Source organism: Variovorax sp. PAMC26660, from assembly GCF_014302995.1.
Classification (GTDB): Bacteria; Pseudomonadota; Gammaproteobacteria; order Burkholderiales; family Burkholderiaceae_C; genus Variovorax.
The window spans coordinates 588,299-611,041 of the sequence record NZ_CP060295.1 but is presented as its reverse complement, the minus strand read 5'-3'; the positions used below and the strand labels follow the sequence as shown (position 1 = coordinate 611,041).

The 22,743-nt window shown below is 66.6% G+C and carries 18 protein-coding genes; 16 read left to right on the top strand and 2 right to left on the bottom strand.

Going from position 1 to position 22,743, the window contains the following annotated elements; genetic code table 11:
- The first annotated feature begins 5 nt into the window (after nt 1-5).
- From H7F35_RS02860 to H7F35_RS02805, 12 genes are all read left to right on the top strand, one after another.
- The gene (locus H7F35_RS02860) at nt 6-1,259 is read left to right on the top strand and encodes an Nramp family divalent metal transporter (RefSeq protein ID WP_261803499.1); all 1,254 of its coding nucleotides are present in this window, start codon (nt 6-8) and stop codon (nt 1,257-1,259) included.
- Nucleotides 1,260-1,411: 152 nt separating this feature from the next.
- Nucleotides 1,412-2,191 carry a sulfite exporter TauE/SafE family protein gene (locus H7F35_RS02855; protein ID WP_187111478.1) on the top strand — a complete coding sequence of 260 codons (780 nt, stop codon included), beginning with the start codon at nt 1,412-1,414 and terminating at the stop codon, nt 2,189-2,191.
- Between the two features lie 179 nt (nt 2,192-2,370).
- Complete coding sequence (gene xdhA / locus H7F35_RS02850; RefSeq protein WP_187111477.1) at nt 2,371-3,981, top strand: xanthine dehydrogenase small subunit; 1,611 nt, start codon at nt 2,371-2,373, stop codon at nt 3,979-3,981.
- A gap of 2 nt (nt 3,982-3,983) precedes the next feature.
- On the top strand, nt 3,984-6,452 hold the full coding sequence (xdhB, locus tag H7F35_RS02845; protein WP_187111476.1) for a xanthine dehydrogenase molybdopterin binding subunit: 2,469 nt from the start codon (nt 3,984-3,986) through the stop codon (nt 6,450-6,452).
- A 94-nt stretch (nt 6,453-6,546) separates the two neighbouring features.
- On the top strand, nt 6,547-7,539 hold the full coding sequence (locus H7F35_RS02840) for a LysR family transcriptional regulator (RefSeq protein ID WP_187111475.1): 993 nt from the start codon (nt 6,547-6,549) through the stop codon (nt 7,537-7,539).
- Between the two features lie 77 nt (nt 7,540-7,616).
- Nucleotides 7,617-9,023 carry an NCS2 family permease gene (locus H7F35_RS02835; RefSeq protein WP_315970467.1) on the top strand — a complete coding sequence of 469 codons (1,407 nt, stop codon included), beginning with the start codon at nt 7,617-7,619 and terminating at the stop codon, nt 9,021-9,023.
- Nucleotides 9,024-9,124: 101 nt separating this feature from the next.
- Nucleotides 9,125-10,651, top strand: coding sequence for an ABC transporter ATP-binding protein (locus H7F35_RS02830; protein WP_187111474.1), 1,527 nt, complete (start codon nt 9,125-9,127; stop codon nt 10,649-10,651).
- Nucleotides 10,644-11,795, top strand: coding sequence for an ABC transporter permease (locus H7F35_RS02825; RefSeq protein WP_187111473.1), 1,152 nt, complete (start codon nt 10,644-10,646; stop codon nt 11,793-11,795). Before H7F35_RS02830 ends, H7F35_RS02825 begins: the two co-directional genes overlap by 8 nt.
- Nucleotide 11,796: 1 nt before the next feature.
- Nucleotides 11,797-12,717, top strand: a complete 921-nt coding sequence (locus H7F35_RS02820; protein ID WP_187111472.1) for an ABC transporter permease — start codon at nt 11,797-11,799, stop codon at nt 12,715-12,717.
- A gap of 49 nt (nt 12,718-12,766) precedes the next feature.
- Nucleotides 12,767-13,939, top strand: coding sequence for a BMP family ABC transporter substrate-binding protein (locus tag H7F35_RS02815; RefSeq protein WP_187111471.1), 1,173 nt, complete (start codon nt 12,767-12,769; stop codon nt 13,937-13,939).
- A 160-nt stretch (nt 13,940-14,099) separates the two neighbouring features.
- Nucleotides 14,100-14,585 carry a hypothetical protein gene (locus H7F35_RS02810; protein ID WP_222622001.1) on the top strand — a complete coding sequence of 162 codons (486 nt, stop codon included), beginning with the start codon at nt 14,100-14,102 and terminating at the stop codon, nt 14,583-14,585.
- An 84-nt stretch (nt 14,586-14,669) separates the two neighbouring features.
- The gene (locus H7F35_RS02805) at nt 14,670-15,233 is read left to right on the top strand and encodes a hypothetical protein (RefSeq protein ID WP_187111470.1); all 564 of its coding nucleotides are present in this window, start codon (nt 14,670-14,672) and stop codon (nt 15,231-15,233) included.
- A gap of 41 nt (nt 15,234-15,274) precedes the next feature.
- Here the strand turns inward: H7F35_RS02805 and H7F35_RS02800 are convergent, their stop codons facing one another.
- Nucleotides 15,275-15,670, bottom strand: a complete 396-nt coding sequence (locus tag H7F35_RS02800) for a nuclear transport factor 2 family protein (protein ID WP_187111469.1) — start codon at nt 15,668-15,670, stop codon at nt 15,275-15,277.
- A 116-nt stretch (nt 15,671-15,786) separates the two neighbouring features.
- Here H7F35_RS02800 and H7F35_RS02795 point away from each other — a divergent pair, with 116 nt between their 5' ends.
- A complete protein-coding gene (locus H7F35_RS02795; RefSeq protein WP_187111468.1) occupies nt 15,787-16,851 on the top strand; it encodes an adenosine deaminase in 1,065 nt (354 codons plus the stop codon).
- Here H7F35_RS02795 and H7F35_RS02790 read toward each other — a convergent pair.
- Nucleotides 16,812-18,119 (bottom strand): MFS transporter, encoded by a 1,308-nt coding sequence (locus H7F35_RS02790; RefSeq protein WP_187111467.1) that lies wholly within the window; start codon nt 18,117-18,119, stop codon nt 16,812-16,814. The genes H7F35_RS02795 and H7F35_RS02790 overlap by 40 nt on opposite strands.
- Nucleotides 18,120-18,216: 97 nt before the next feature.
- On the opposite strand from H7F35_RS02790, the gene H7F35_RS02785 reads away from it, so the two are divergent.
- The 3 genes from H7F35_RS02785 (at nt 18,217) to H7F35_RS02775 (ending at nt 22,710) form a co-directional block, all read left to right on the top strand.
- Nucleotides 18,217-19,170, top strand: coding sequence for a LysR substrate-binding domain-containing protein (locus tag H7F35_RS02785; protein WP_187111466.1), 954 nt, complete (start codon nt 18,217-18,219; stop codon nt 19,168-19,170).
- Nucleotides 19,171-19,265: 95 nt separating this feature from the next.
- Nucleotides 19,266-20,075, top strand: a complete 810-nt coding sequence (locus H7F35_RS02780; protein WP_187111465.1) for a helix-turn-helix domain-containing protein — start codon at nt 19,266-19,268, stop codon at nt 20,073-20,075.
- A 100-nt stretch (nt 20,076-20,175) separates the two neighbouring features.
- A complete protein-coding gene (locus H7F35_RS02775) occupies nt 20,176-22,710 on the top strand; it encodes a penicillin acylase family protein (protein WP_187111464.1) in 2,535 nt (844 codons plus the stop codon).
- Nucleotides 22,711-22,743 lie beyond the last annotated feature (33 nt).

The following is a 22,743-nucleotide window of genomic DNA, read 5'->3' as shown; positions in this document are numbered from 1 at the left end:
CCAACATGAAGAAACGCATTCCCTCCTTTTTGCGCCACGTCGGCCCCGGCGTGGTGACTGGCGCGGCCGACGACGACCCGTCGGGCATTGCCACCTACACCCAGGCCGGCGCCCAGTTCGGCACTGGCCTGCTCTGGACCGTGTTCCTGTCGCTGCCTTTCATGGTGGCGATCCAGCTCGTGTCGGCACGCATCGGCCGCGTCACCGGCAAGGGCGTGGCGGCCAACCTGCGCGAGCACATGCCGCGCAGCTTTCTCATCGTGCTGGTGGCGCTGCTGGTGGTGGCCAACACCATCAACATCGCGGCCGACATCGCCGCCATGGGGGAGGCGCTGCAACTGGTGGTGGGCGGCGGCGCGCACTTTCATTCGCTGATCTTCGGCGTGGTCACGGTGCTGCTGCAGGTGTTCGTGCCGTACCGCAAGCTGGCCCACATCCTCAAATGGCTGACGCTCACGCTGTTCGCCTATGTGGCGGCGGTGTTCGTGGTGCAGGTCGAATGGGGCCGGGTGCTGCACGACCTGGTCGTGCCGAAGCTGCAGTGGAGCAGCGACTACTGGATGATGCTCGTGGCGCTGCTGGGCACCACGATCTCGCCCTACCTGTTCTTCTGGCAGGCCTCGCAGGAGGTTGAGGAATTGCGGCTCAAGGGCGGGCAGCGAGGCACCGACAAAGAGGTGCGACGCGACCTGCGGCGCGTGCGGCTGGACACCTGGGTGGGAATGACTTTTTCCAACCTGATCGCGTTCTTCGTGATGGTGGTGGGGGCGTCGGTGCTGTTTTCAGCGGGGGTGCATGACGTGACCTCGGCGGCGCAGGCTGCCGAGGCTTTGCGTCCGCTGGCGGGCGATTTCGCTTTCTGGCTGTTCGCCGGCGGGATCATTGCGACGGGGCTGCTGGCCGTCCCCGTGCTGGCTTCTTCGGCGGCCTACGCCGTGGCCGAAGCCTTCGGGTGGGAAGAAGGGCTCGAGCGGCACTGGCGGGAGGCCAAGGAGTTCTACGGAATCATCGCCGTGGCCACGCTGGTGGGAACGGCGCTGGACTTCACGCCGATCGATCCGATGAAGGCGCTGTACTGGAGCGCCGTGATCAACGGGGTCGTCGCGGTGCCGATCATGGCGGCGATGATGATCCTGGTGACGCGGGAGAAGGTGATGGGGGTCTTCACCTCCGGGCGCCGCACCCGCTGGCTGGGTTGGGGCGGCACCGCCCTGATGGGGTTCGCGGCCCTGATGATGGGTTGGGACCTCGTGCGCTGAAAGCCTTCGCTGCTGCCGCGCGGTATTCTTGGAGGGCGCCGACCCGCGCCTTCCCGTCGTCCTGATTTGCCCCGAATGCCTTTTCCGTCTCTCTTCCTCCACGCCTTCCGTTCCCACCTCGCGCTTTCCACCGCACCCTGACGACGTATCCGGTGCAGGCGATTCTTTCCCAGGCCGGCCCCGTGCTGGTCTTCATGGCGTGCGTGGCGCTCGCCACCTATGCGCAGAACCTGACGGGTTTTGCATTCAGCCTCATCCTGCTCGGCCTGGTGTCGGTGTTCCATATCGCGAGCGTGAGCGACACCGCGAACGCCGCGACGGTGCTGAGTCTGGTCAATGCATGGACGTACTTTCGCGCCCGGCCCGGCGTGGTGCCCTGGCAACTGATGAAGCCCGCGCTCAATGGCAGCACCGTCGGCGTGATCGTCGGACTCATGCTGCTCACGTGGCTCAGCGGCAGCGCTGTGGAGTGGTTGCGGGGCTTGCTGGGCGTGTCGATCCTGGCCTGCGCGCTGCTGCTGGTGCTGCAGGGGAGGCCGCTGCCCGTGGTGTCGGGCCAGAAGAGCTTTGCCATCATCGGTGGCTTGTCGGGCGTGCTGGGCGGGCTGTTTTCCAGTTCGGGGCCGCCCATCGTCTTCCACATGTACCGCCAGCCGCTGGACCGCGAACTCGTGCGCCGGGCGCTGCTGCTGATGTTTGCATTCAACTCGCTCGTGCGGCTGGTGATCGTGGTGCCGACGGGGCATTTCTCCTGGTATTCGGCGCTGCTTGCCGGCTGCGCGATGCCGGTCGTCTACGGCGCGACGCGGTTGCATCACCGCCTGCCGAACAAGCTGCAGCCACGCACGCTGAAATGGCTGGTCGGCGGCCTGCTCGCGGGCGCGGGCTCGACGCTGATCGCCACGGCCTGGGTGGTGATCGCGCAGGCCTGATTCCCGCGCCCGCCGTCGCGGCATGGCCCGAGAATTGCTGCTTGACCGCAAGGGTTTCCCCGTACGTGCCATACCAGCCCCTACATACGCAATATGGCCCCGCCGGTATGTACAGGCCGCCACAAGCCGCTAACGTCCATGACTGGCCCACAAAGGGCCACCCCACGAGCCTGAAAAGCATGAGCACCGAGAGCAGCAGTAGCAATAGCAAGATCCAACCCGTCCGCTTTTTCCATCGCGGAAAGATCGTCGACGTCAGCGGTGTCCATCCGACGCGCTCGGTCCTCGACTGGCTGCGCGAAGACGCGCACTGCACCGGCACCAAGGAAGGCTGCAACGAAGGCGATTGCGGCGCCTGCACGGTCGTCATCGGCGAGCTGGCCACCGATGCCCACGCGCCGGGCGCCATCGGCGGCCTGCAACTGCAGACCGTCAACGCCTGCATCCAGTTCTTGCCCACCCTGCACGGCAAGGCGCTGTTCACGGTCGAAGACCTCAAGGCCCAATGCACGACGCAAGACGCCAGGAAGCACCCCGTGCACCACCTGCACCCGGTCCAGCAGGCCATGGTCGATTGCCACGGCTCCCAGTGCGGCTTCTGCACGCCGGGCTTCGTGATGTCGCTGTGGTCCACCTACGAACACCACCAGGCCGAGGGCACGCAGCCCACGCGCCAGCAACTGGCCGATGACCTGTCGGGCAACCTGTGCCGCTGCACGGGCTACCGGCCGATCCTCGATGCCGGCCAGCGCATGTTCGACCTGCCTTCGGTGCGCCTCGATACGCAGCCCGTGGTGGCGGCGCTCACCGCGCTGCAGAACGACGGTCTGGACTACGCCGCCCCACTGGGCGCCCGCATGGACCACTTCCACGCCCCCAAGACCCTGGCCCAACTCGCTGCGCTGCGCGAACAGAAGCCGCGCGCCCAGTTGCTGGCGGGCTCGACCGACGTGGGCCTCTGGGTCAACAAGCAGTTTCGCGACCTGGGCGACATCATCTACGTGGGCGATGTGGCCGAAATGAAGACCATCGAAACCCGCCCCGACGCCGAAGGCGGCGAGCTGTACATCGGCGCCGGTGCCTCGCTCGAATCCGCCTTCGCCGCGCTCGTGGCGCGCGTGCCCAGCCTGTCGGACGTGTGGCTGCGCTTCGCCTCGCCGCCGATCCGCCATGCCGGCACCATGGGCGGCAACGTGGCCAACGGCTCGCCCATCGGCGATTCGCCGCCGGTGCTGATGTCGCTCGACGCCCAGATCGAACTGCGCCGCGGCGACGCCGTGCGCCGCATGCCGCTGCCCGACTTCTACATCGACTACATGAAGAACCACCTGCAGCCGGGCGAGTTCGTGCAGGGGCTGGCGATTCCGCTGGCCGCCATGCGCCGCCAGGTTCGGGCCTACAAGATCAGCAAGCGCTTCGACTGCGACATCTCGGCGCTGTGCGCGGGCTTTGCCATCGAGCTGGAAGACGGCAGCGACACCGTGAAGGCCGTGCGCCTGGCCTTCGGCGGCATGGCCGCGACCGTGCGGCGCGCCGCGAATGCCGAAGCGGCCTTGGTCGGCAAGCCGTGGAACCAGGCCAGCGTGAGCACCGCCAAGCTCGCGCTCGCACAAGATTTCAAGCCGCTGTCGGACATGCGTGCCTCGGCCGACTACCGGCTGCAGGTGGCGCAGAACCTGATCCAGCGCCTCTGGCTCGAAACCCGCACCGAAGATGCGTTGTCCCTCGAGGAAACCAGCGTCTGGAGCGTGATGCCCCACGCGCCCAAGACAGCGGCCGAAGGAGTCTGACCATGAACAAACCCATCGACGCCCGCCTGCTGCAGCCCGCCGAGGCTTTTGCCGACTACCTGACCAACACAGCCGCCCGCATCGACGTCGGTGCCGAAGCGCTCGCGCATGACCTTGGCGCGCGCGTCGGCATCAGCCGGCCGCACGAGTCGGCACACCTGCACGTGGCCGGCGAGGCCACCTACATCGACGACATTCCCGAACTCACCGGCACGCTGCACTGCGCGCTGGGGCTGTCGCCCATCGCCAACGGCCGCGTCACGGCGCTGTCGCTCGACGTCATCCGCGCGATGCCCGGCGTGGTCGCCGTGCTGACGGCCGACGACATTCCCGGCGTCAACGACTGCGGCTCGATCATTCACGACGACCCGATCCTGCTGCCCGTGAAAGACGGCGGCGAGATCCGCTACCTCGGCCAGCCGGTGTTCGCGGTGATCGGCGAAACGCGCGAAGCCGCGCGCCGTGCGGCCGCCAGGGCCAAGGACGCGATGACCATCGAGGCGCAGCCGCCCGTGATCACGCCGCAGGACGCCCATGCGCGCGGCCAGTACGTGGTGCCGCCGATGCACATCGTGCGCAGCGGTGGCGCTGCCAACCAGGGCGACGAGGCCGCCGTGCGCGCCGTCATCGCCAAGGCGCCGCACCGCCACAAGGCCACGCTGGACGTGGGCGGCCAGGAGCAGTTCTACCTCGAAGGCCAGATCAGCTACGCCATTCCGAAGGAGGGCGGCGCACTTCACATCCATTGCTCGACGCAGCACCCGAGCGAAATGCAGCACCTGGTGGCGCATGCGCTGCACCTGCAATCGAATGAAGTGCATGTGGAATGCCGGCGCATGGGCGGTGGCTTCGGCGGCAAGGAATCGCAATCGGCGATCTTTGCCTGCGTGGCGGCCATCGCGGCGCGGCAACTGCAACGCCCGGTCAAGCTGCGGCTGGACCGCGACGACGACTTCATGATCACCGGCCGCCGCCACTGCTTCTGGTACGAGTACGACGTTGGCTACGACGACGAAGGCCGCATCCTCGGCGCCGAAATCACGATGGTTTCGCGTGCCGGCCACTCGGCCGACCTGTCGGGCCCGGTGATGACGCGCGCGCTGTGCCACTTCGACAACGCCTACTGGCTGCCGAACGTGGCCATGCACGGTTTTTCCGGCAAGACCAACACGCAGAGCAACACCGCCTTCCGCGGCTTCGGCGGCCCGCAGGGCGCGATCGCCATCGAGAACATCATGGATTCGGTGGCGCGCGAGCTGCGCCGCGATCCGCTCGATGTGCGGCGCGTCAACTTCTACGGCAAGGCGGAGAACAACGTCACGCCCTACCGCCAGACCGTGACCGACAACATCGTCCACGAACTGGTGGCCGAGCTGGAAACCAGCAGCGACTACCGCACGCGGCGCGAAGAGATCACGGCCTTCAACAAGAAGAGCGTCGTGCTCAAGCGCGGCCTGGCGCTGGCGCCGCTGAAGTTCGGCATCTCGTTCAACGTGAAGCATTTCAACCAGGCCGGCGCGCTGGTGCATGTGTACACCGACGGCTCGATCCTCGTGAACCACGGCGGAACCGAGATGGGGCAGGGCCTGAACACCAAGGTGGCGCAGGTGGTGGCGCACGAGCTGGGCGTGAGCTTCGAGCGCGTGCGCGTGACCGCGACCGACACGACCAAGGTGGCGAACACCTCGGCCACCGCCGCATCGACCGGCGCCGACCTGAACGGCAAGGCCGCGCAGGACGCGGCCCGCCAGATCCGCGAACGGCTGGCCGAGAGCGCGGCCGAGCGCCACGGCGGCCAGGCCGGCGCTGTGCGCTTTGCCAACGACAAGGTCGAGGTCAACGGCAAGACGCTGGCCTTCAGCACCGTGGTGGGCGAGGCGTATCTCGACCGCAAGCAGCTCTGGTCCGATGGCTTCTACGCCACGCCCGGCCTGAGCTGGGACAAGGACAAGATGCAGGGCCGCCCGTTCTACTACTTCGCCTATGGCGCGGCGGTGAGCGAGGTGATCGTCGACACGCTCACCGGCGAATGGAAGCTGCTGCGTGCCGACATCCTGCACGACGCGGGCAAGTCGCTGAACCCGGCCGTGGACATCGGCCAGGTCGAAGGCGCCTTCATCCAGGGCATGGGCTGGCTCACCACCGAAGAGCTGGTGTGGCACCCGCAAAGCGGCAAGCTCACCACGCATGCCCCCAGCACCTACAAGATTCCGACCGCCAACGACTGCCCGCCCGTCTTCAACGTGCGCCTGTTCGAGGGCCAGAACTTCGAGGACTCGATCCACCGCAGCAAGGCCGTCGGCGAGCCGCCGTTGCTGCTGCCGTTCTCGGTGTTCTTCGCGATCCGCGATGCGGTGTCGGCGGCCGGCGACCACAAGGTCGATCCGCCGCTGAAGGCGCCGGCCACGAGCGAGTCGATTCTTCGTGCCGTCACCGCTGTCCAGGCAGCGCCCTCTGCATCGGTCGAATGAAAACGGGCCGTGCTCGCACGGTCCGAGCTTTCCTACTTCATCCAAATGCCGCGCTGTATAACTGTTCGCACAGACAAGAAAGGTGTGAACAGCCATGAGAGACCAGGCGCTTTTCGACAAGATCGATCTTCATTTGATCCGGGTGCTTCACACCGTGCTGACCGACCGCAGCGTCTCGCGCGCCGCCATTCGCCTGGGGATGTACCAGCCGGCCGTCTCGGCCGCGCTGAAACGCCTGCGCGAGCTGTCGGGCGATCCGCTGCTGGTGCGCTCGGGTTCCGGCATGGTGCCGACCGACGCGGGTCTGCGCATGATCGAGCCGGCAGCGAGCATCCTGCGCGCGGCCGAGATGCTGTTCTCGGATGCGCGCGGCTTCGAGCCGCAGTCGGCGGCCACCACCTTCCGCATTGCCGCCAGCGACTACATGGACCCGCTGTTCCTGCCGATGCTGGTGGCGCAGGTCAAGCGCGATGCGCCGCTGTGCCAGATCGAGATCCATGCGCTCACGCACGACTCCGACTACCACGGCCACCTTGCGCTCGGGCAGGTCGACCTGGTGATCGGCAACTGGCTCAAGCCGCCGGAAGACCTGCACATGGCGCGCCTGTTCGGCGACGAGGTGGTGTCGCTGGTCAACCAGGACCATCCGGCGGTGCGCCGCGGCTGGGACCTCGAAACCTGGCTGGCGGCCGAGCACATCGCGCCCACGCCCATGCACCCGGGCGGGCGCGGCATCATCGACCAGATGCTCGACGAGCTGGGCCGGCAGCGCAACATCACCGCGCGCTGCGCGCACTTCAGCCTCATCCCCGACATGGTGGCGTCGAGCCTGCTGGTGCTGACCACCGGCCGCCAGTACTGCGAGCGCTTCGCGGCGCGGCTGCCGGTGAAGATCCTCGATTGCCCGGTGGCGCTGCCGCGCCTCATGTACTACCAGCTCTGGCACGAGCGCACCCACTCGTCGAGTTCCGCGCGCTGGCTGCGCGAATGCATCAAGGACGTGGCGGCGTCGCTGCGGCCGGCCCTCGCGACACCCACCGCACGCACCCGCCCGGCTGACGCGCCCGGCCTGCCAGAGCCTCCCTGAATCCTTCGGTCGCGCCGGCGTCGCGACTGGGGCAACGATGAACGAACCGCCACATACAACAGCTGGAGACAAGCGAAATGAACAGGTTTGAAGAGGTGCCCAAGGTCACCGAGTCCGGCACGCCCGGACATACCGAAACGCGATCCCGTACCACCGCAGCAGCAGGCAGCGGGCCGGGTGCCGCGGGCTGGCTCGAACGCATGTTCAAGCTCAGCGAGCACAACACGACGGTGCGCATCGAACTGGTGGCGGGCCTGACCACCTTCCTCACGATGGCCTACATCATCTTCGTGAACCCCTCGATCCTGGGCGATGCGGGCATGCCGAAGGGGGCCGTGTTCGTGGCCACCTGCGTCATCGCGGCGCTGGGCACGCTGATCATGGGCCTGTACGCCAACTACCCGATCGCGATGGCGCCGGGCATGGGGCTCAACGCCTACTTCTCCTATGTGGTGGTGCTGGGCATGGGCTACACATGGCAGGTCGCGCTGGGGGCGGTGTTCATCTCGGGCTGCTTGTTCCTGGTGGTGACCGTGACGGGGCTGCGCAAGCTGATCATCGACGGCATACCGCATTCGCTGCGAACAGCGATCACGGTGGGCATTGGCATGTTCCTGGCGCTGGTCGCGCTCAAGAGCGCGGGCGTGGTGGCGGCATCGCCAGCCACCTTCGTCACGTTGGGCGACCTGCACTCGGCGCCCGTGGTGCTGGCCACGCTGGGCTTCTTCGTCATCGTGATCCTGGACCGGCTCAAGGTGCGCGGCGCCATCCTCATCGGCATCTTGGCCGTGACGGTGCTGTCCTTTTTCTTCGGCGGCAACAAGTTCGGCGGCGTGTTCTCGGCACCGCCGTCGGTTGCGCCCACCTTCCTGCAGCTGGACATCATGGGCGCGCTCAAGGGCGGCATCCTGAACGTGGTGCTGGTGTTCTTCCTGGTCGAGATGTTCGACGCCACCGGCACGCTGATGGGCGTGGCCAAGCGCGCCGGCCTGCTGGTGCCCGGCAAGATGGAGCGCATGAACAAGGCGCTGCTGGCCGACAGCGGCGCGATCTTCGCGGGCTCGCTGCTCGGCACGTCGAGCACGACCGCCTATGTGGAAAGCGCGGCCGGCGTGCAGGCGGGCGGCCGCACCGGCCTCACGGCCGTGGTGGTGGCGGTGCTGTTCCTGGCCTGCCTGATGATCTCGCCGCTGGCCGGCTCGGTGCCAGCCTATGCGACAGCACCGGCGCTGTTCTTCGTGGGCTGCCTGATGCTGCGCGACCTGGTCGAGCTGGACTGGGAAGACACGACCGAGGTGATCCCGGCCGCGCTGACCGCGCTGGCCATGCCCTTTACCTATTCGATTGCCACGGGCCTGGCTTTCGGCTTCATCTCGTACGCGGTGCTGAAGCTCTTCACCGGACGGGCACGGGAAGTGCATGTGTCGGTGTGGATCATCGCGGCGGTGTTCCTCTTCAAGTTCGCCTACGTCGGGGCGCACTGAGCGGAGCGCCAAAGGGCCACCGCCGGTGGCGGACACGCTATTAAACTTATAGCTGTACACCGCCTTGTTGCTGTTGAACGAGACAACCCACGAAAACCGGCATGACAACCCCCAGACTCCAGCTCGCGCACATCACCAAGCGTTATCCCGCGGTGGTGGCGAACAGCGACATCTCGCTCGCCGTGGCCCCCGGCGAAATCCATGCCGTGCTCGGCGAGAACGGCGCCGGCAAGTCGACCCTGATGAAGATCATCTACGGGTCGGTCAAGCCGGACGAAGGCACCGTCACCTTCGACGGCCAGGCCGTCAACCTGCGCAACCCGCAGCAGGCGAGGGCGCTGGGCATCAGCATGGTGTTCCAGCACTTCAGCCTGTTCGACACGCTCACGGTGGCCGAGAACGTGTGGCTGGGGCTCGATAAGTCGCTGCAATTGGCCGAGGTGGCGCGCAGCATCACCGCCAAGGCGAGCGAATACGGCCTGGACATCGACCCGTCGCGGCCGGTGCACACGTTGTCGGTGGGCGAGATGCAGCGCGTGGAAATCATCCGCGCGCTGCTGACCAACCCCAAGCTGCTGATCCTCGACGAGCCGACCTCGGTGCTCACGCCGCAGGCCGTCATCAAGCTCTTCACGGTGCTGAACAAGCTGGCCTCCGAAGGCTGCAGCATCCTGTACATCAGCCACAAGCTGCACGAGATCCGCGAGCTGTGCACCGCCTGCACCGTGCTGCGCGGCGGCAAGGTGACGGGGGTGTGCAATCCGCAGAACGAGAGCAACGAATCGTTGTCGCGGCTGATGATCGGCAGCGAGCCGCCGCCATTGCAGCACCGGCCGGTGCATGCGGGCGCGGTGGCGCTGCGCGTCAAGGGCTTGTCGCTGGCACGGGAAGACCAGTTCGGTGTCGACCTCGACGGTATTTCGCTCGAAGTGCGCGCGGGCGAAGTGGTCGGCATCGCGGGTGTTTCGGGCAATGGCCAGAAGGAATTGCTCTACACGCTGTCGGGCGAAGACGTGCGTGCCGAGCCTGCGATGGTGCAGGTGTTCGACAAGCCGGCCGGGCGGCTGCGCCCACGCGCGCGCCGTGCGCTGGGCCTGCACTTCGTGCCCGAGGAACGGCTGGGCCGCGGCGCGGTGCCCACGCTGGGCCTCGCACACAACCTGCTGCTCACGCGCAGCAACGCAGTGGGCAAGGGCGGCTGGATCAACACCGCCGCGCTCGATCGCCATGCGCGTTCCATCATCGAGCGCTTCAACGTCAAGGCCGGTGGGCCCCATGCGGCGGCGCGCTCGCTGTCGGGCGGCAACCTGCAGAAATTCATCGTCGGCCGCGAGATCGATGCCAACCCCAAGCTCTTCATCGTCTCGCAGCCGACCTGGGGCGTGGACGTGGGTGCGGCCGCCCTGATCCGCGGCGAAATTCTTGCGCTGCGCGATGCCGGCTGTGCCGTGCTGGTGGTCAGCGAGGAACTGGACGAGCTGTTCGACATCAGCGACCGGCTGCACGTGATCGCCAAGGGCCGGCTCTCGCCCTCGATCGACCGCGCGGCGGCCACACTGCCGCAGATCGGCGAATGGATGAGCGGCCTGTGGCAAGGGCAGAAGAACACGGAGGCTGCCCATGCTTAAGCTCGAACCCCGCCCGGAGCTTTCGCGCTTCTGGACTTATGCCTCGCCGATCCTGGCGTTGCTCATCACCGTGCTGATCGGCGTGGCGCTGTTCGCCGCGCTCGGCAAGGACCCGGTGAAGGGCCTGCTGGTGTTTTTCTACGAACCCATCAAGAGCGGCTATGCGATTGGCGAGCTGATGGTCAAGGCCACGCCGCTGCTCATCATCGCGCTCGGGTTGGCCGTGTGCTTTCGCTCCAACGTCTGGAACATCGGCGCCGAAGGGCAGTTCGTGTTCGGTGCCATCGCGGCGGGCGGCGTTGCGCTGCTGGCCGACAAGAACACCGGCCAGTGGATCGTCGTGGCCATCCTGGTCGCGGGCATCGTCGGCGGCATGGTGTGGGCGGGCATCGTCGCGTTCCTGCGCGACAAGTTCAACGCCAACGAAATTCTCGTGAGCCTGATGCTGGTCTATGTGGCCACGCTGCTGCTGGGCTACATGGTCTTCGGCCCCTGGAAAGACCCGAACGGCTACAACTTTCCCCAGACCAAGACCTTCGAGGCGGTCACGCAGATTCCCAGGCTCTTCAAGGGCTCGCGCGTGAGCATCGGGCTGGTCATCGCGCTGGTGGGCGCGGGGGCGCTCTGGGTGTTTCTGTTCCGCACGCGGGCCGGCTTTGCGCAGCAGGTGGGCGGCCTCGCTCCGGCCGCCGCACGCTATGCGGGCTTCTCGGCGCGGCGCGCGGTGTGGATCGCATTGCTGACCTCGGGCGGCGCGGCCGGGCTGGCCGGTGCGCTCGAAGTGGCCGGGCCGCTCGGGCAGCTCACGCCGTATGTGCCGGCAGGCTACGGCTTCGCGGCCATCATCGTGGCCTTCGTCGGGCGGCTGCATCCGGTGGGCATGGTGTTCTCGGCCATCCTCATGAGCATGTTCTACATCGGCGGGGAGCTGGCGCAGTCGCGGCTCGGGCTGCCGAAGTCGCTGACCGGCGTGTTCCAGGGCCTGCTGCTGTTCACGCTGCTGGCGTGCGACACGCTCATCGCCTACCGCATCCGGCGCAAGGCCGCTGCCAAGGCGGCCGCCTCCACGATGACCACGAGTTCGCTGCAAACCAGCACGCCCATCACCGCGCCCGTCGCGCGCCCGACCGAGGGAGCCCTCTGACATGGACAGCTACGCACTCCTGCTCGGCTCCACCCTGAGCGCAGGCACCGTGCTCGCGATCGCGGCACTGGGCCTGCTCATCAACGAGAAGGCCGGTATCGTCAATCTCGGTGCCGAGGGCCTGATGCTCTGCGCCGCCATCGCGGGCTTCGCGACGGTGGTCATCACGCGCAACCCCTGGCTCGGCTTTCTTGCCGGCATGGCGGCAGGCGCCTTGCTCGCGGCCTTCTTCGGTGTGCTGGTGATCTGGCTCAACACCAACCAGTACGCCACCGGACTGGCGCTGAGTCTGTTCGGCGTGGGCTTTTCGGCCTTTGCCGGCATCAACTTCGTGCAGGCCAAGCTGCCGGAAAGCGTGTCGTACGCGATCCCGGTTCTGGGCGACATCCCGCTCGTGGGCCCGGCCCTGTTTCGCCATCACCCGATGGTGTATTTCGCGGTGGTGCTGACCTTCGGGCTGATCTGGTTCCTGTACCGCACGCGCGCCGGGCTGGTGCTGCGCTCGGTGGGCGAGTCGCCGGAGTCGGCGCATGCGCTGGGCTACCCGGTGCGGCGCATCCGCTTCATGGCGGTGATCGCGGGCGGCGCGCTGTGCGGCCTGGCGGGCGCGTACCTCTCGACGGTCTACACGCCGCTGTGGGTCGAGGGCATGGTCGCGGGCCGCGGCTGGATCGCATTGGCGCTCACCACCTTCGCCACCTGGCGGCCGATCCGCGTGCTGCTGGGCGCCTACCTGTTCGGCGGCGTCTCGATGCTGGGCTTTCACCTGCAGAGCAGTGGTGTCGACGTGCCGCCCCAGTTCCTGAGCATGCTGCAGTACATCGCGCCCATCGTGGTGCTGGCGCTGATCTCGCGCAACCCGGCTTTCATTCGCATCAACATGCCGGCTTCCATAGGAAAACCGTTCTACCCCGGCTCATAATCCCGTTCTCGTTTTTTTGCCAACCCGTCCTTTTTGAGGATTTCCGACAATGAATGATCTGAACAAACGCTCCCTGCTCAAGCTCGCCGCCTTCACCGCGGTGGCTTCGGCGGCCCTCATGGGCTGCGGCAAGAAAGAAGAAGCGGCAGCACCGGCCGCACCCGCGGCCCCCGCGCCCGTGGCAGCCGCACCGGCTCCCGCCACCACCGCGCCGCTGAACATCGCATTCGCCTATGTCGGCCCGGTGGGCGACGGCGGCTGGTCCTTCGCGCACGACAACGCCCGCAAGGCGCTCGAGAAGGAATTCGGCGACAAGATCAAGACCACCTTCGTCGAAAGCGTGCCCGAGGGCGCGGACGCCGAGCGCGTGTTCCGCGACTTCGTGAGCCAGGGCAACAAGCTGGTCTTCGGCACCACCTTCGGCTACATGGAGCCGATGCTCAAGGTCGCTGCCGACGCCAAGGACGTGAAGTTCGAGCACGCCACCGGCTACAAGACCTCCGAGAACATGCGCACCTACGACAGCCGCACGTACGAAGGTGCGTACATGGCTGGCGTGATCGCCGGCTCGATGACGAAGAGCAACACGCTCGGCGTGGTCGGCTCGGTGCCGATTCCCGAAGTGCTGCGCAACATCAACAGCTTCACGCTGGGCGCGCAATCGGTCAACCCGAAGATCACGACCAAGGTCGTGTGGGTGAACGAATGGTTCAGCCCGCCCAAGGAAACCGAAGCCGCCACCGCCCTCATCAACGGCGGCGCCGACGTGCTGTTCCAGAACACCGACTCGCCGGCCGTGCTCAAGACGGCACAAGAGAAAGGCAAGCGCGCCTTCGGCTGGGATTCGGACATGACCGCCTACGGCCCCAAGGCCCACCTGGCTTCAGCCGTCATCAACTGGACCCCGTACTACATCAAGGCCACCCAGGAAGCCCTGGACGGCAAGTGGACCACCGGCCAGAGCTGGTGGGGCGTGAAGGAAGGCGCCATCGACCTCGTGTCGATCGCCGACGACGTGCCGGCCGCAGCCAAGGCCAAGGTCGAGGAAGTGAAGAAGGGCCTGAAGGACGGCAGCTTCGTGATCTGGAAGGGCCCGATCCTGGGTCAGGACGGCAAGGAAGTGGTCGCCAAGGATGCCGTGGCCGATGACAAGTTTCTGTCGGGCGTGAACTTCTACGTCAAGGGCGTGGAAGGCAAGGTGCCGGGCGGCGACAAGAAGTAAAAGCAAAAGACAGCTGATTACTTCACGGGCCACCCCTGCAAAGGGGTGGCCCGTTTTAAATTGTGCAGGGCCTTGTGGGTCTACGATGAATTCGCATTACCGACGAGCATTTTCGTCGGCAATGCGAAATCATCAATAAGACTTTCAGGGGGAAATCAACATGGCTACAACGCCTCAAGCCGGGCCTGCGCCCGCATCCACGGCAAGCGGAAATTCTCGAAATGAATTGAGCGGACGGAAATGGGTTTCAAGGTTTCCGACCGGAACATCCACCAACGATCTGACACCGGTATTCAGGCGAAACGCCGATGACTTCATTGCCGCCATCAGGACTGCCGGTGGGACGGTGAGGATTTCCGCAACCTTTCGCCCCAGGGAGCGCGCCTACCTGATGCACTATGCCGCAGCCATCGCAAATGGCACCACCGCCGCGGAGCGTGTTCCGGCAATGCCTGGTGTCGACATCGAGTGGGATCACGGCTCGGCCGAGAAGTCCCGAGCCGCGGCCCGTGAAATGGCTTCGGCCTACGGTATCGTGTATCCGCCTGCATTGGCATCCCGGCATACGGAGCGAAGCGCGATCGACATGACGATTTCAGGCGTGAAGAACAAGAAAATCAAGAACGCCTCGGGGGCGGGGTGCTGATCAAGAAAGAAAGCGACTTTCATTCCGTTGGCGCGACATATGGCGTCAAGCAACTCGTCAGCGATCCTCCGCACTGGTCAGACAATGGCTTTTGAAAAATACCTCCTGCCGATGGCGTTGCTCGTCTCGGCCCTCGTCGCGTCGGCCGCGCAGCCGACTGCCGGTTTGATCGAAGTTCGCCCGGACGGCAGGCGAACCGTGTTCACGACCGAACGGTTGAGCCGCAACGACCACATCGTTGCGCAACACGCCCAGGCACAGGGCGGCGCGAAGTGTTGCGTCTCCCTGCGAATCACCGGAATGCAAAGGCGGCGGACAGACGTCTCGGACGAGCTGAAGGGCCGACAGGTGAGGGCGTATGCATTGCCACCGTTGAAAACTGCGGATGCAGTGCCCTTCGTGGGCGGGGCGCTGGTGTTCAAGGCAGGTGAGCGAGATTCAGTTGCGGCTGAACGCGCATTGCTGGGTGGTGCGGCGGACAAGACAATCCCGCAGTTCTGCACCAGCAGCGAAGGCGCGCATCTTCTGCAACTGGGGGGCGGTGGCGAACCGCAGGCGCATCTCTACATGCACTTCAGCTACGACGTTGAGCCGACCTGCAACGAGGCCTTGCTCGAGAGGCTCAGCGAGGCCGGAGCCCTGAAGTGACCGTGAGTCTCCAGGCGCGCCGCCGCTGATCGCGACCGCCTCTACGGCTGCGCCGCCTGAAGAAGCTGGGCCCCCATCTTCTGATGGATCAGGTTCACCGCCTTCAGGGGGCGCAGCATCACCTTGAATTCGGTGATCCTTCCCGCTTCGTTCCACTTGATCATGTCGACGCCGTTGATGACGATGCCGTCCAGTTCGAGCTCGAATTCCAGTACGGCATCGTGTGCGCCCTTGAGTTCGCGCACATAGCGAAAGCTCTCGTTGAAGAACACCTGGAAGGCCGCGGACAGGTACTTCTTCGTGATGCTCTTGCCGACCTGGGGCTTGTGCACCACCGGCGAATGAAAGACGGCTTCGTCGTCGAGCAGGGCGTCCAGCCCCGCCAGATCACGTTCCTTGACGAGCCGGTGCCAGGTGGCAAGGGTGTCGATCGGCATGCGTTGTCTCCTGTTGCTGTGGAAAACCCAGTCTATCGAACGTATACGTTTACCGTGATCGCCTGCGCGACGGCTGCGCTTATGCTGTGCGGGATCACAACGCCGAGTTCCCCACCATGACCGACTTCCGACCCGCCTTCGACAAGACCCTTGCCAGCAAGATCGCCGTCGAGCGCCTGCCAGAGCTGCTGCGCGCCATGCCCAAGGCCGAACTGCACATGCACATCGAAGGCTCGCTCGAACCCGAGCTGATCTTCGCGCTCGCGCAGCGCAACGGCGTGGCCATTCCGTATGCCAGCGTCGAAGACCTGCGCCGCGCCTACGCCTTCACCAACCTGCAGAGCTTCCTGGACATCTACTACGCCGGCGCCAGCGTGCTGCTCAAAGAGCAGGACTTCTACGACATGGCCTGGGCCTACCTGGAGCGCGCCGCGGCCGACAACGTGGTGCACACCGAGATGTTCTTCGACCCACAGACGCACACGGCACGCGGCGTGTCGATGGAGACGGTGGTCAATGGCCTGTATCGGGCGTGCATCGATGCGCAGGCGAAGCTGGGCGTGAGCGCCACGCTGATCCTGTGCTTCCTGCGCCACCTGAGCGAGGAAGAGGCTTTCGAGACGCTGGAGCAGGCGCTGCCGTTCCGCGACAAGTTCATCGGCGTCGGCCTCGATTCGAGCGAACTCGGCCATCCGCCCGAGAAGTTCGCCCGCGTGTTCGCGCGCTGTCGCGAGCTGGGCTTTCACCTCGTCGCGCACGCGGGCGAAGAGGGGCCACCGGCCTATGTGTGGAGCGCGCTCGACGTGCTGAAGGTCGAGCGTGTCGACCATGGCGTGCAGAGCGCGAAAGACCCGGCGCTGATGAAGCGGCTCGCGCAAGACCGCATTCCGCTGACCGTGTGCCCGTTGTCGAACCTCAAGCTCTGCGTGTTCCCCGACCTGTCGAAACACAATCTCGGCGCGCTGCTCGATGCCGGCCTGGTCGCCACCGTCAACTCGGACGACCCGGCCTACTTCGGCGGCTACATGAACCAGAACTTCACGCAGACCTTCGCGGCCACCGGGCTCGATGTGCAGCAGGCCTGGCAGCTCGCGGCGAACAGCTTCGAGGGCAGCTTCATCGATGCGGCGGCCAAGCGCGCTCATGTGGACCGGCTCAACGCCGTCTTCGCGACGTTCTGATCGACAGTGGCCGCGGTATCGGGCCGCGGCACCAGCAGCGGCATCGCCACCAGCGCACAGGCGCTGGCCGCGAGCCACACCAACGGCCAGCCCTGCAGCGCCAGCAGGTGCGGAATGGAGAAGGGCGTGACGAAGCACACCAGGAACACGCTGGTGTTCGCCATGCCCAGCGCCGTGCCGGCACGGGCTGCACCGGCCAGCGTGGCGAGTTCGGTGTAGGCCACGCCGTGCCAGGCCGATACGCAGACACCGCTCACACCCAGCAGCACGACCAGCGCGATGCGCAGCGCCAATGAATCGGCGACATGCGTGCCGGCGGCCATCACCAGCACCGCCAGTGCGGCGAACAGCAGCACGCTGAGTGCGCTGCAGGCGCGCAGGTAGGCCGGCCGGTTGCGGCGGCGGTCGGTCCAGCGGCCGCTCCACACGCGCATCACCATTGCGCCGACCTGCGTGAAGACCATGGTGGCGGTGATCGTCGCGAAGCTAGCGTGGCCGAAGTCGTGCAGGAACACCGTGCCGAAGGACAGCACCGCGAACTGCGGCGCGCAAAGGATGCCGATGCCCAGCACGATGCGCCAGACGCGGGCGTCGCGCAGCGGGCCGCTCTTCGGCATGGCATGCGTTTCGGCCGTGGCCTTGGTGCGGGGCGCAACAGGCGGCTCGTGCACCCAGGCCCAGCTCATGGCCGCGCTCAACGCACACAACAAGGCCAGCAGGCCGTAGAGCGCGGCAAAGCCGAAGTGCAGCGCGACGAAGGGCAGCACCAGCGCACCGATGCCGCCGCCCAGCGGCACGGCGGTCTGCCGGATGCTCATTGCGAGGCCGCGCTCGCCGGCGTCGAACCAGGTCATCACCGCGCGGCCGCTGGCGCCGTTGACGCTGCCGCCCAGCAAGCCGACCAGCAGCAGGCCCGCGGCCAGCCAGCCGAGGCCAGGGATGTGCTGCGCGTTCGGTGCGGCCCACAGCGCCATCGCCACGAGCGCGACGGCGGTGCTGCCCAGGCCGGTCAGCAGCACGGGCCGGTCGCCCCAGCGGTCGGTCAGCAGGCCCCAGGGCAGCTCGCTCACGGCGATGCCCAGGCCCATGAGGCCGAGCACCAGCCCGAGCGTGGCGTTGTCGAGCCGGTAGCCGGTGCGCATCAGCACGGCGGTCATCGGAATGCCGCTGAAAGCCACGGAGAACGCGGCGTTGGCGGCCACGCCCGCCGCCAGAACCTTCCAGCGGTGGCGGGGTGCGAACGATGGGGAATCGGATGAGTGGGTCATGTTGCGGTGCAGTGTCCGCCGTTGCAAAGGTTTTGAAAATCAGAAAATAATGAGAGAACCGTCCTGAAAAACAGGATGATTGAAAAGGGAAGAAACCATGTCCCAGGTGATGTTCGATCTCGACGTGCTGCGCAGTTTTTCCACCGGCATCGCGCTCGGCAGCTATGCCCGCGCGGCCGACCGGCTCGGCCGCTCGACCTCTGCCGTGAGCGCGCAGCTCAAGAAGCTGGAGGCGCAGGCCGGCACGGTGTTGTTCCGCAAGGCGGGTCGCGGGCTGGAGCTGACGGATGCGGGCGAAACACTGCTGACCTACGCCCATCGCATGCTCGAGCTCAACAACGAGGCCAGCGCCGCCATGCGCGGTGTCGACCTGCAGGGCGCGGTGCGGCTGGGCCTGCAGGAGGACTTCGGCGAGACGCTGCTGCCCGCCGTGCTGGGCCGCTTCGCGCGGGCGCATCCCAAGGTGCGCATCGAGGCCTGCGTGGCACGCAGCGCCGACCTGCGCGAGCGGCTCGAACTCGGGCAGCTCGACCTGGCGCTCGCGTGGGACGCGGGCGACCAACCCCTGTCGCCCCATGCCGAGCGCGTGGCACGGCTGCCGCTGCTGTGGATCGGCCCCAAGGCGCCCGACAGGATCGACGCCGCCTGGTGGACCGAGCGCGAGCGCCGTAGCCCGGGCGCGCGCAAGAGCCGCGAGCCGTTGCCGCTGGTCATGCTCGACGCGCCGTGCCCGCTGCGCGAAATCGTCATCGCCGCGCTCGACCGCGCGGGCGTGCCGTGGCGCCGCTCGTTCGCCAGCGCCAGCCTGTCGGCGCTGTGGGCCGCCACCTCGGCCGGGCTGGGCCTCACGGTACGCACCCCCTTCGGGCTGCCCTCGCATGTGCGCACCATCGACCGCGCGATGCTGTCGCTGCCGGCACTGCCGCAGATATCGCTGGTGCTCTATCGCGCACAGGCCCATGCCGAGGCCCCGGCGAGCCGGCTGGCCACCCTGCTGCTGGAGGCGGTGCGCCAGCACGTGCAGACCGATGCCTTGGTGGCGGCACACTGAAGGAATGCTGAAGGCGGGGCGCACAAGCCCTTGCCTGGCCGCAGCGGCAATGCGTGAGAATCCGCCGCTGGAGACAAAGACAAAAGTGATACGGCATGGCCACGCAACAGAATTTCCTGCACCTGTGGGATGACAGGTTCCTCTACATCACGCCGGCGATCCAGTCGGGGCTGACGGCGCGTTCGTCGGCCACGCTGCTGGCGTCGGTCAGCGGCCATCCCTTCACGCTCGAAGCGGTCGACGGCACGCGCGTGCGCTGCACCGCCGCGCTGGTGGCGCCGCATGTGTCGCGCCGGCTCGATGTCGATGGCTGCGGGTTGCTGTCGCTGAACCTCGATCCGGCATCGAGCGCCTACCGCATGCTTGCCCGGCACATGGGCGGCCATGGCATCCAGCCGATCGATGCCCGCCGCTTCGGCCGGCTGCGCGACGACTTCGACCCGGCGCAGCGCGGCCTGCTGTCAGACCGTCGGTTGCAGATGCTCAGTGCCAAGCTGGTCGAGGCCATCACCGAGCACCCGGAGCTTGAAGTGCCCATCGACAAGCGCATCGAGCGCGTGCTGCAGGCCATCCGCGCGCATGCCGGGCAAATCCAGTTGCGTGAACTGTCGACCGTGGCCTGCCTGTCGCCCGACCGGCTGACGCACCTGTTCGCGGAGCAGGTGGGCGTGTCGGTCAAGCGCTATGCGTTGTGGACCAAGGTGCGCCGCACGGTGCAGCAGTTCACCGGACGCAGCCCGCTCACCGACGTCGCGCTGGTCAGCGGCTTCACCGACGCGGCGCACATGAGTCGCACATTCCAGCGCTACTTCGGCCTGGCGCCGTCCTTTCTTGCGAACCAGGTGAGCGTGACCGCGGACGAGCAGGCCTCGTATGCGTGGGGGCGTACCGGGGCTCCGGCCTAGGGCCAACCCTAGGCAGCACAGCGGCTGCGTTCAAGCTGCAGGCAAGGGCCTTGCCTAAGCTTCGGAGTGCTCCGTCAAGAGAGCATCAACTGGAGACCCCATGAGAAAAACCACCCGTCGTGGCGCCATGCCGCTGTCCCTGCTCGCGCTCGCCGCGGCTGCCACCCTGACCGCATGCGGTGGTGGCGGAGGCAACGGCTTCTCGTTCCTGCCGCTGCCACCAAGCCCTGGCAATCCACCGGCCGAGAGCACCTACAAGGCCGAGATCCGCCGCACTGCGATGGGCGTGCCGCACATCAAGGCCGACAACTGGCCCGGCGTGGGCTACGGCTACGGCTATGCGCAGGCGCAGGACAACCTGTGCACCATGGCCGACTCGTTCCTTACCTACCGCGGCGAGCGCTCGCAGTACCTGGGGGCCGATGCGCAACTGCTGGCCAGCAGCACCATCGCGCGGCCCAAGAACATCGACTCCGACTTCTTCCACAGGCACGTGATCTCGGCCGACGTGCTCAAGAAGATGATCGATGCACAGCCCGACAACCTGAAGAAGCTGGTTGAGGGTTTCACGGCGGGCTACAACCGCTACGTGCGCGACGCGAAGGCCAGCGGCAGCGCGCATGCGGCCTGCCGCAGCGAGGCCTGGGTCCAGCCGATCACGACCGACGACATCTACCGCCGCATGTATGCAGCCAACCTGGCGGGCGGCTACAGCAACTTCCTGCCGCACATCGCCAACGCGATCGCACCGGCAGCCGTGGCGCCGACGAAGGTCAGCGCACGCAGCCATAGCCACAAGAAGCATCAGGCATTGCAGCTCGCCATGCGCGACATCGCCGTGCCCGAGATGCAGGTCGGCGGCAAGGAAGGCGTGGGCAGCAACATGATCGGCTTCGGCACCGCTGCCACCGGCGATGCGAGCCCGCTGCTTTTCGGCAATCCGCACTGGTATTGGCGCGGGCCCGATCGCTTCTATCAGGCGCAGCTCACCATTCCGGGCCAGCTCAACATCAGCGGCACGTCGTTCCTGGGCATTCCGGTGATGCTCATCGGCTTCAACGACAACATCGCGTGGAGCCACACCGTGTCGACGGCGCGGCGCTTCGGGTTCTACGAGCTGACGCTCGCCGCGGGCGACCCGACCAGCTACATGCGCGACGGCAGCGCCGTGAAGATGCAGGCCCAGGAGATCACGGTCAAGGTGAAGCAGGCCGATGGCAGCGTGACGCCGGTGACGCGCACGCTCTACAAGTCGGAGTACGGGCCGATGGTCAACCTGACGTACCTCAACGACAAGCTGCCGCTGTGGAACCAGACCACCGCCTACGCCATCCGCGACATCAACGGAGAAAACTACCGCACCTTCCGCAACTGGCTGCGCTGGAACCAGGCGAAGTCGCTCGACGAGTTCACTGCCATCCAGCGCGAGGAAGCCGCCATTCCGTGGGTCAACACCGTGGCCGTGGGCCGTGGCAGCGCCAAGGCCTGGTATGCCGACATCGGTGCCGTGCCCAACGTGTCGGCGGACCAGATGGCGAAGTGCTCGAGCACGAGCACTGCCGGCCTGACGCTCAGGGGGGCACTGGCGCGCGTGCCGATCTTCGACGGCTCGCGCAGCGCCTGCGATTGGCAGACCGATGCCGACTCTGTGCAGAAGGGCGCCATCGGCCCCTCGCGCATGCCGAACCTGATGCGCGACGACTACGTGGCCAACATGAACGACAGCTACTGGCTCGCCAACCCGAACGCACCGATGACCGGCTACCCCGACATCATGGGTCCGGCTGGCACCGAGGCTGTGAGCTTCCGTACCCGCATGGGCAACGTGCTGGCGCAGGGCCGCCTTGGCGGCACCGACAGCTACGGCGCCAAGGGCGCGACCGTCGACACCGTGAAGCGCATGGTGCTCAACAGCCGCGTGCTGACGGCCGAACTGTTCAAGGACAAGGCGCTGACCATGGTGTGTGCGTCGCCGACGATCAACGTCGCCAAGGACCCGCTCGATCCGACCTTCGCCGGCCAGACCGTCAACACCGGCGCGGCTTGCGCTGCGCTGCAGGCCTGGGACAACACCGGCGTCACGGGCGCACGAGGCGCGCATCTGTGGGACGAGTTCTGGAGCCGCGTGAAGCTTCCGTCGACGGCCTACGACAAGCCCTTCGATGCCAACGACCCGGTCCACACGCCGCGCGACCTGAACATCACCGAGGCACCCGCGCTGACGCAGGCCTTCGGTGCAGCCATCGCGCGCGTCGAGGCCAGCGGCTACGCGGTCGACGCGCAGCGCGGCGATTACCTGTTCGCCACGCGCGGCGACAAGAAGATCCCGCTGTACGGAGGCTGCGGCGGCCCGGGCTACTTCACCATTTCGTGCTCGGAGAACCGTCTCGACAAGGGCGGCTACAACATGGACGGCAACCCCAACGGCAACAGCTACATGCAGATCGTCCGCTTCCCCGAAGGCGGCGTGGAGGCCCACACCTTCCTGACCTTCTCGCTGTCCGACGATCCTGCATCGGCGCACAACGGCGACTACACCCGCGCCTACAGCGCCGGGCAGTGGCTGAAGGTGCCGTTCTCGGAGTCCGAGATCAAGGCCGACACGGCCTACAGCAGCGCGGTCGTCAGCGAGTAAGAGCGCCGCATCGGAGTGCGCGCGGCGGCGGTG

What these genes read in the sequence shown, in the direction of transcription:
- H7F35_RS02860 (WP_261803499.1), top strand. Translation starts at nt 6, where the DNA reads ATGAAGAAACGCATTCCCTCCTTTTTGCGCCACGTCGGCCCCGGCGTG.
- xdhA (WP_187111477.1), top strand. Translation starts at nt 2,371, where the DNA reads ATGAGCACCGAGAGCAGCAGTAGCAATAGCAAGATCCAACCCGTCCGC.
- xdhB (WP_187111476.1), top strand. Translation starts at nt 3,984, where the DNA reads ATGAACAAACCCATCGACGCCCGCCTGCTGCAGCCCGCCGAGGCTTTT.
- H7F35_RS02840 (WP_187111475.1), top strand. Translation starts at nt 6,547, where the DNA reads ATGAGAGACCAGGCGCTTTTCGACAAGATCGATCTTCATTTGATCCGG.
- H7F35_RS02835 (WP_315970467.1), top strand. Translation starts at nt 7,617, where the DNA reads ATGAACAGGTTTGAAGAGGTGCCCAAGGTCACCGAGTCCGGCACGCCC.
- H7F35_RS02830 (WP_187111474.1), top strand. Translation starts at nt 9,125, where the DNA reads ATGACAACCCCCAGACTCCAGCTCGCGCACATCACCAAGCGTTATCCC.
- H7F35_RS02825 (WP_187111473.1), top strand. Translation starts at nt 10,644, where the DNA reads ATGCTTAAGCTCGAACCCCGCCCGGAGCTTTCGCGCTTCTGGACTTAT.
- H7F35_RS02820 (WP_187111472.1), top strand. Translation starts at nt 11,797, where the DNA reads ATGGACAGCTACGCACTCCTGCTCGGCTCCACCCTGAGCGCAGGCACC.
- H7F35_RS02815 (WP_187111471.1), top strand. Translation starts at nt 12,767, where the DNA reads ATGAATGATCTGAACAAACGCTCCCTGCTCAAGCTCGCCGCCTTCACC.
- H7F35_RS02810 (WP_222622001.1), top strand. Translation starts at nt 14,100, where the DNA reads ATGGCTACAACGCCTCAAGCCGGGCCTGCGCCCGCATCCACGGCAAGC.
- H7F35_RS02805 (WP_187111470.1), top strand. Translation starts at nt 14,670, where the DNA reads ATGGCTTTTGAAAAATACCTCCTGCCGATGGCGTTGCTCGTCTCGGCC.
- H7F35_RS02800 (WP_187111469.1), bottom strand. Translation starts at nt 15,670, where the DNA reads ATGCCGATCGACACCCTTGCCACCTGGCACCGGCTCGTCAAGGAACGT.
- H7F35_RS02795 (WP_187111468.1), top strand. Translation starts at nt 15,787, where the DNA reads ATGACCGACTTCCGACCCGCCTTCGACAAGACCCTTGCCAGCAAGATC.
- H7F35_RS02790 (WP_187111467.1), bottom strand. Translation starts at nt 18,119, where the DNA reads ATGACCCACTCATCCGATTCCCCATCGTTCGCACCCCGCCACCGCTGG.
- H7F35_RS02785 (WP_187111466.1), top strand. Translation starts at nt 18,217, where the DNA reads ATGTCCCAGGTGATGTTCGATCTCGACGTGCTGCGCAGTTTTTCCACC.
- H7F35_RS02780 (WP_187111465.1), top strand. Translation starts at nt 19,266, where the DNA reads ATGGCCACGCAACAGAATTTCCTGCACCTGTGGGATGACAGGTTCCTC.
- H7F35_RS02775 (WP_187111464.1), top strand. Translation starts at nt 20,176, where the DNA reads ATGAGAAAAACCACCCGTCGTGGCGCCATGCCGCTGTCCCTGCTCGCG.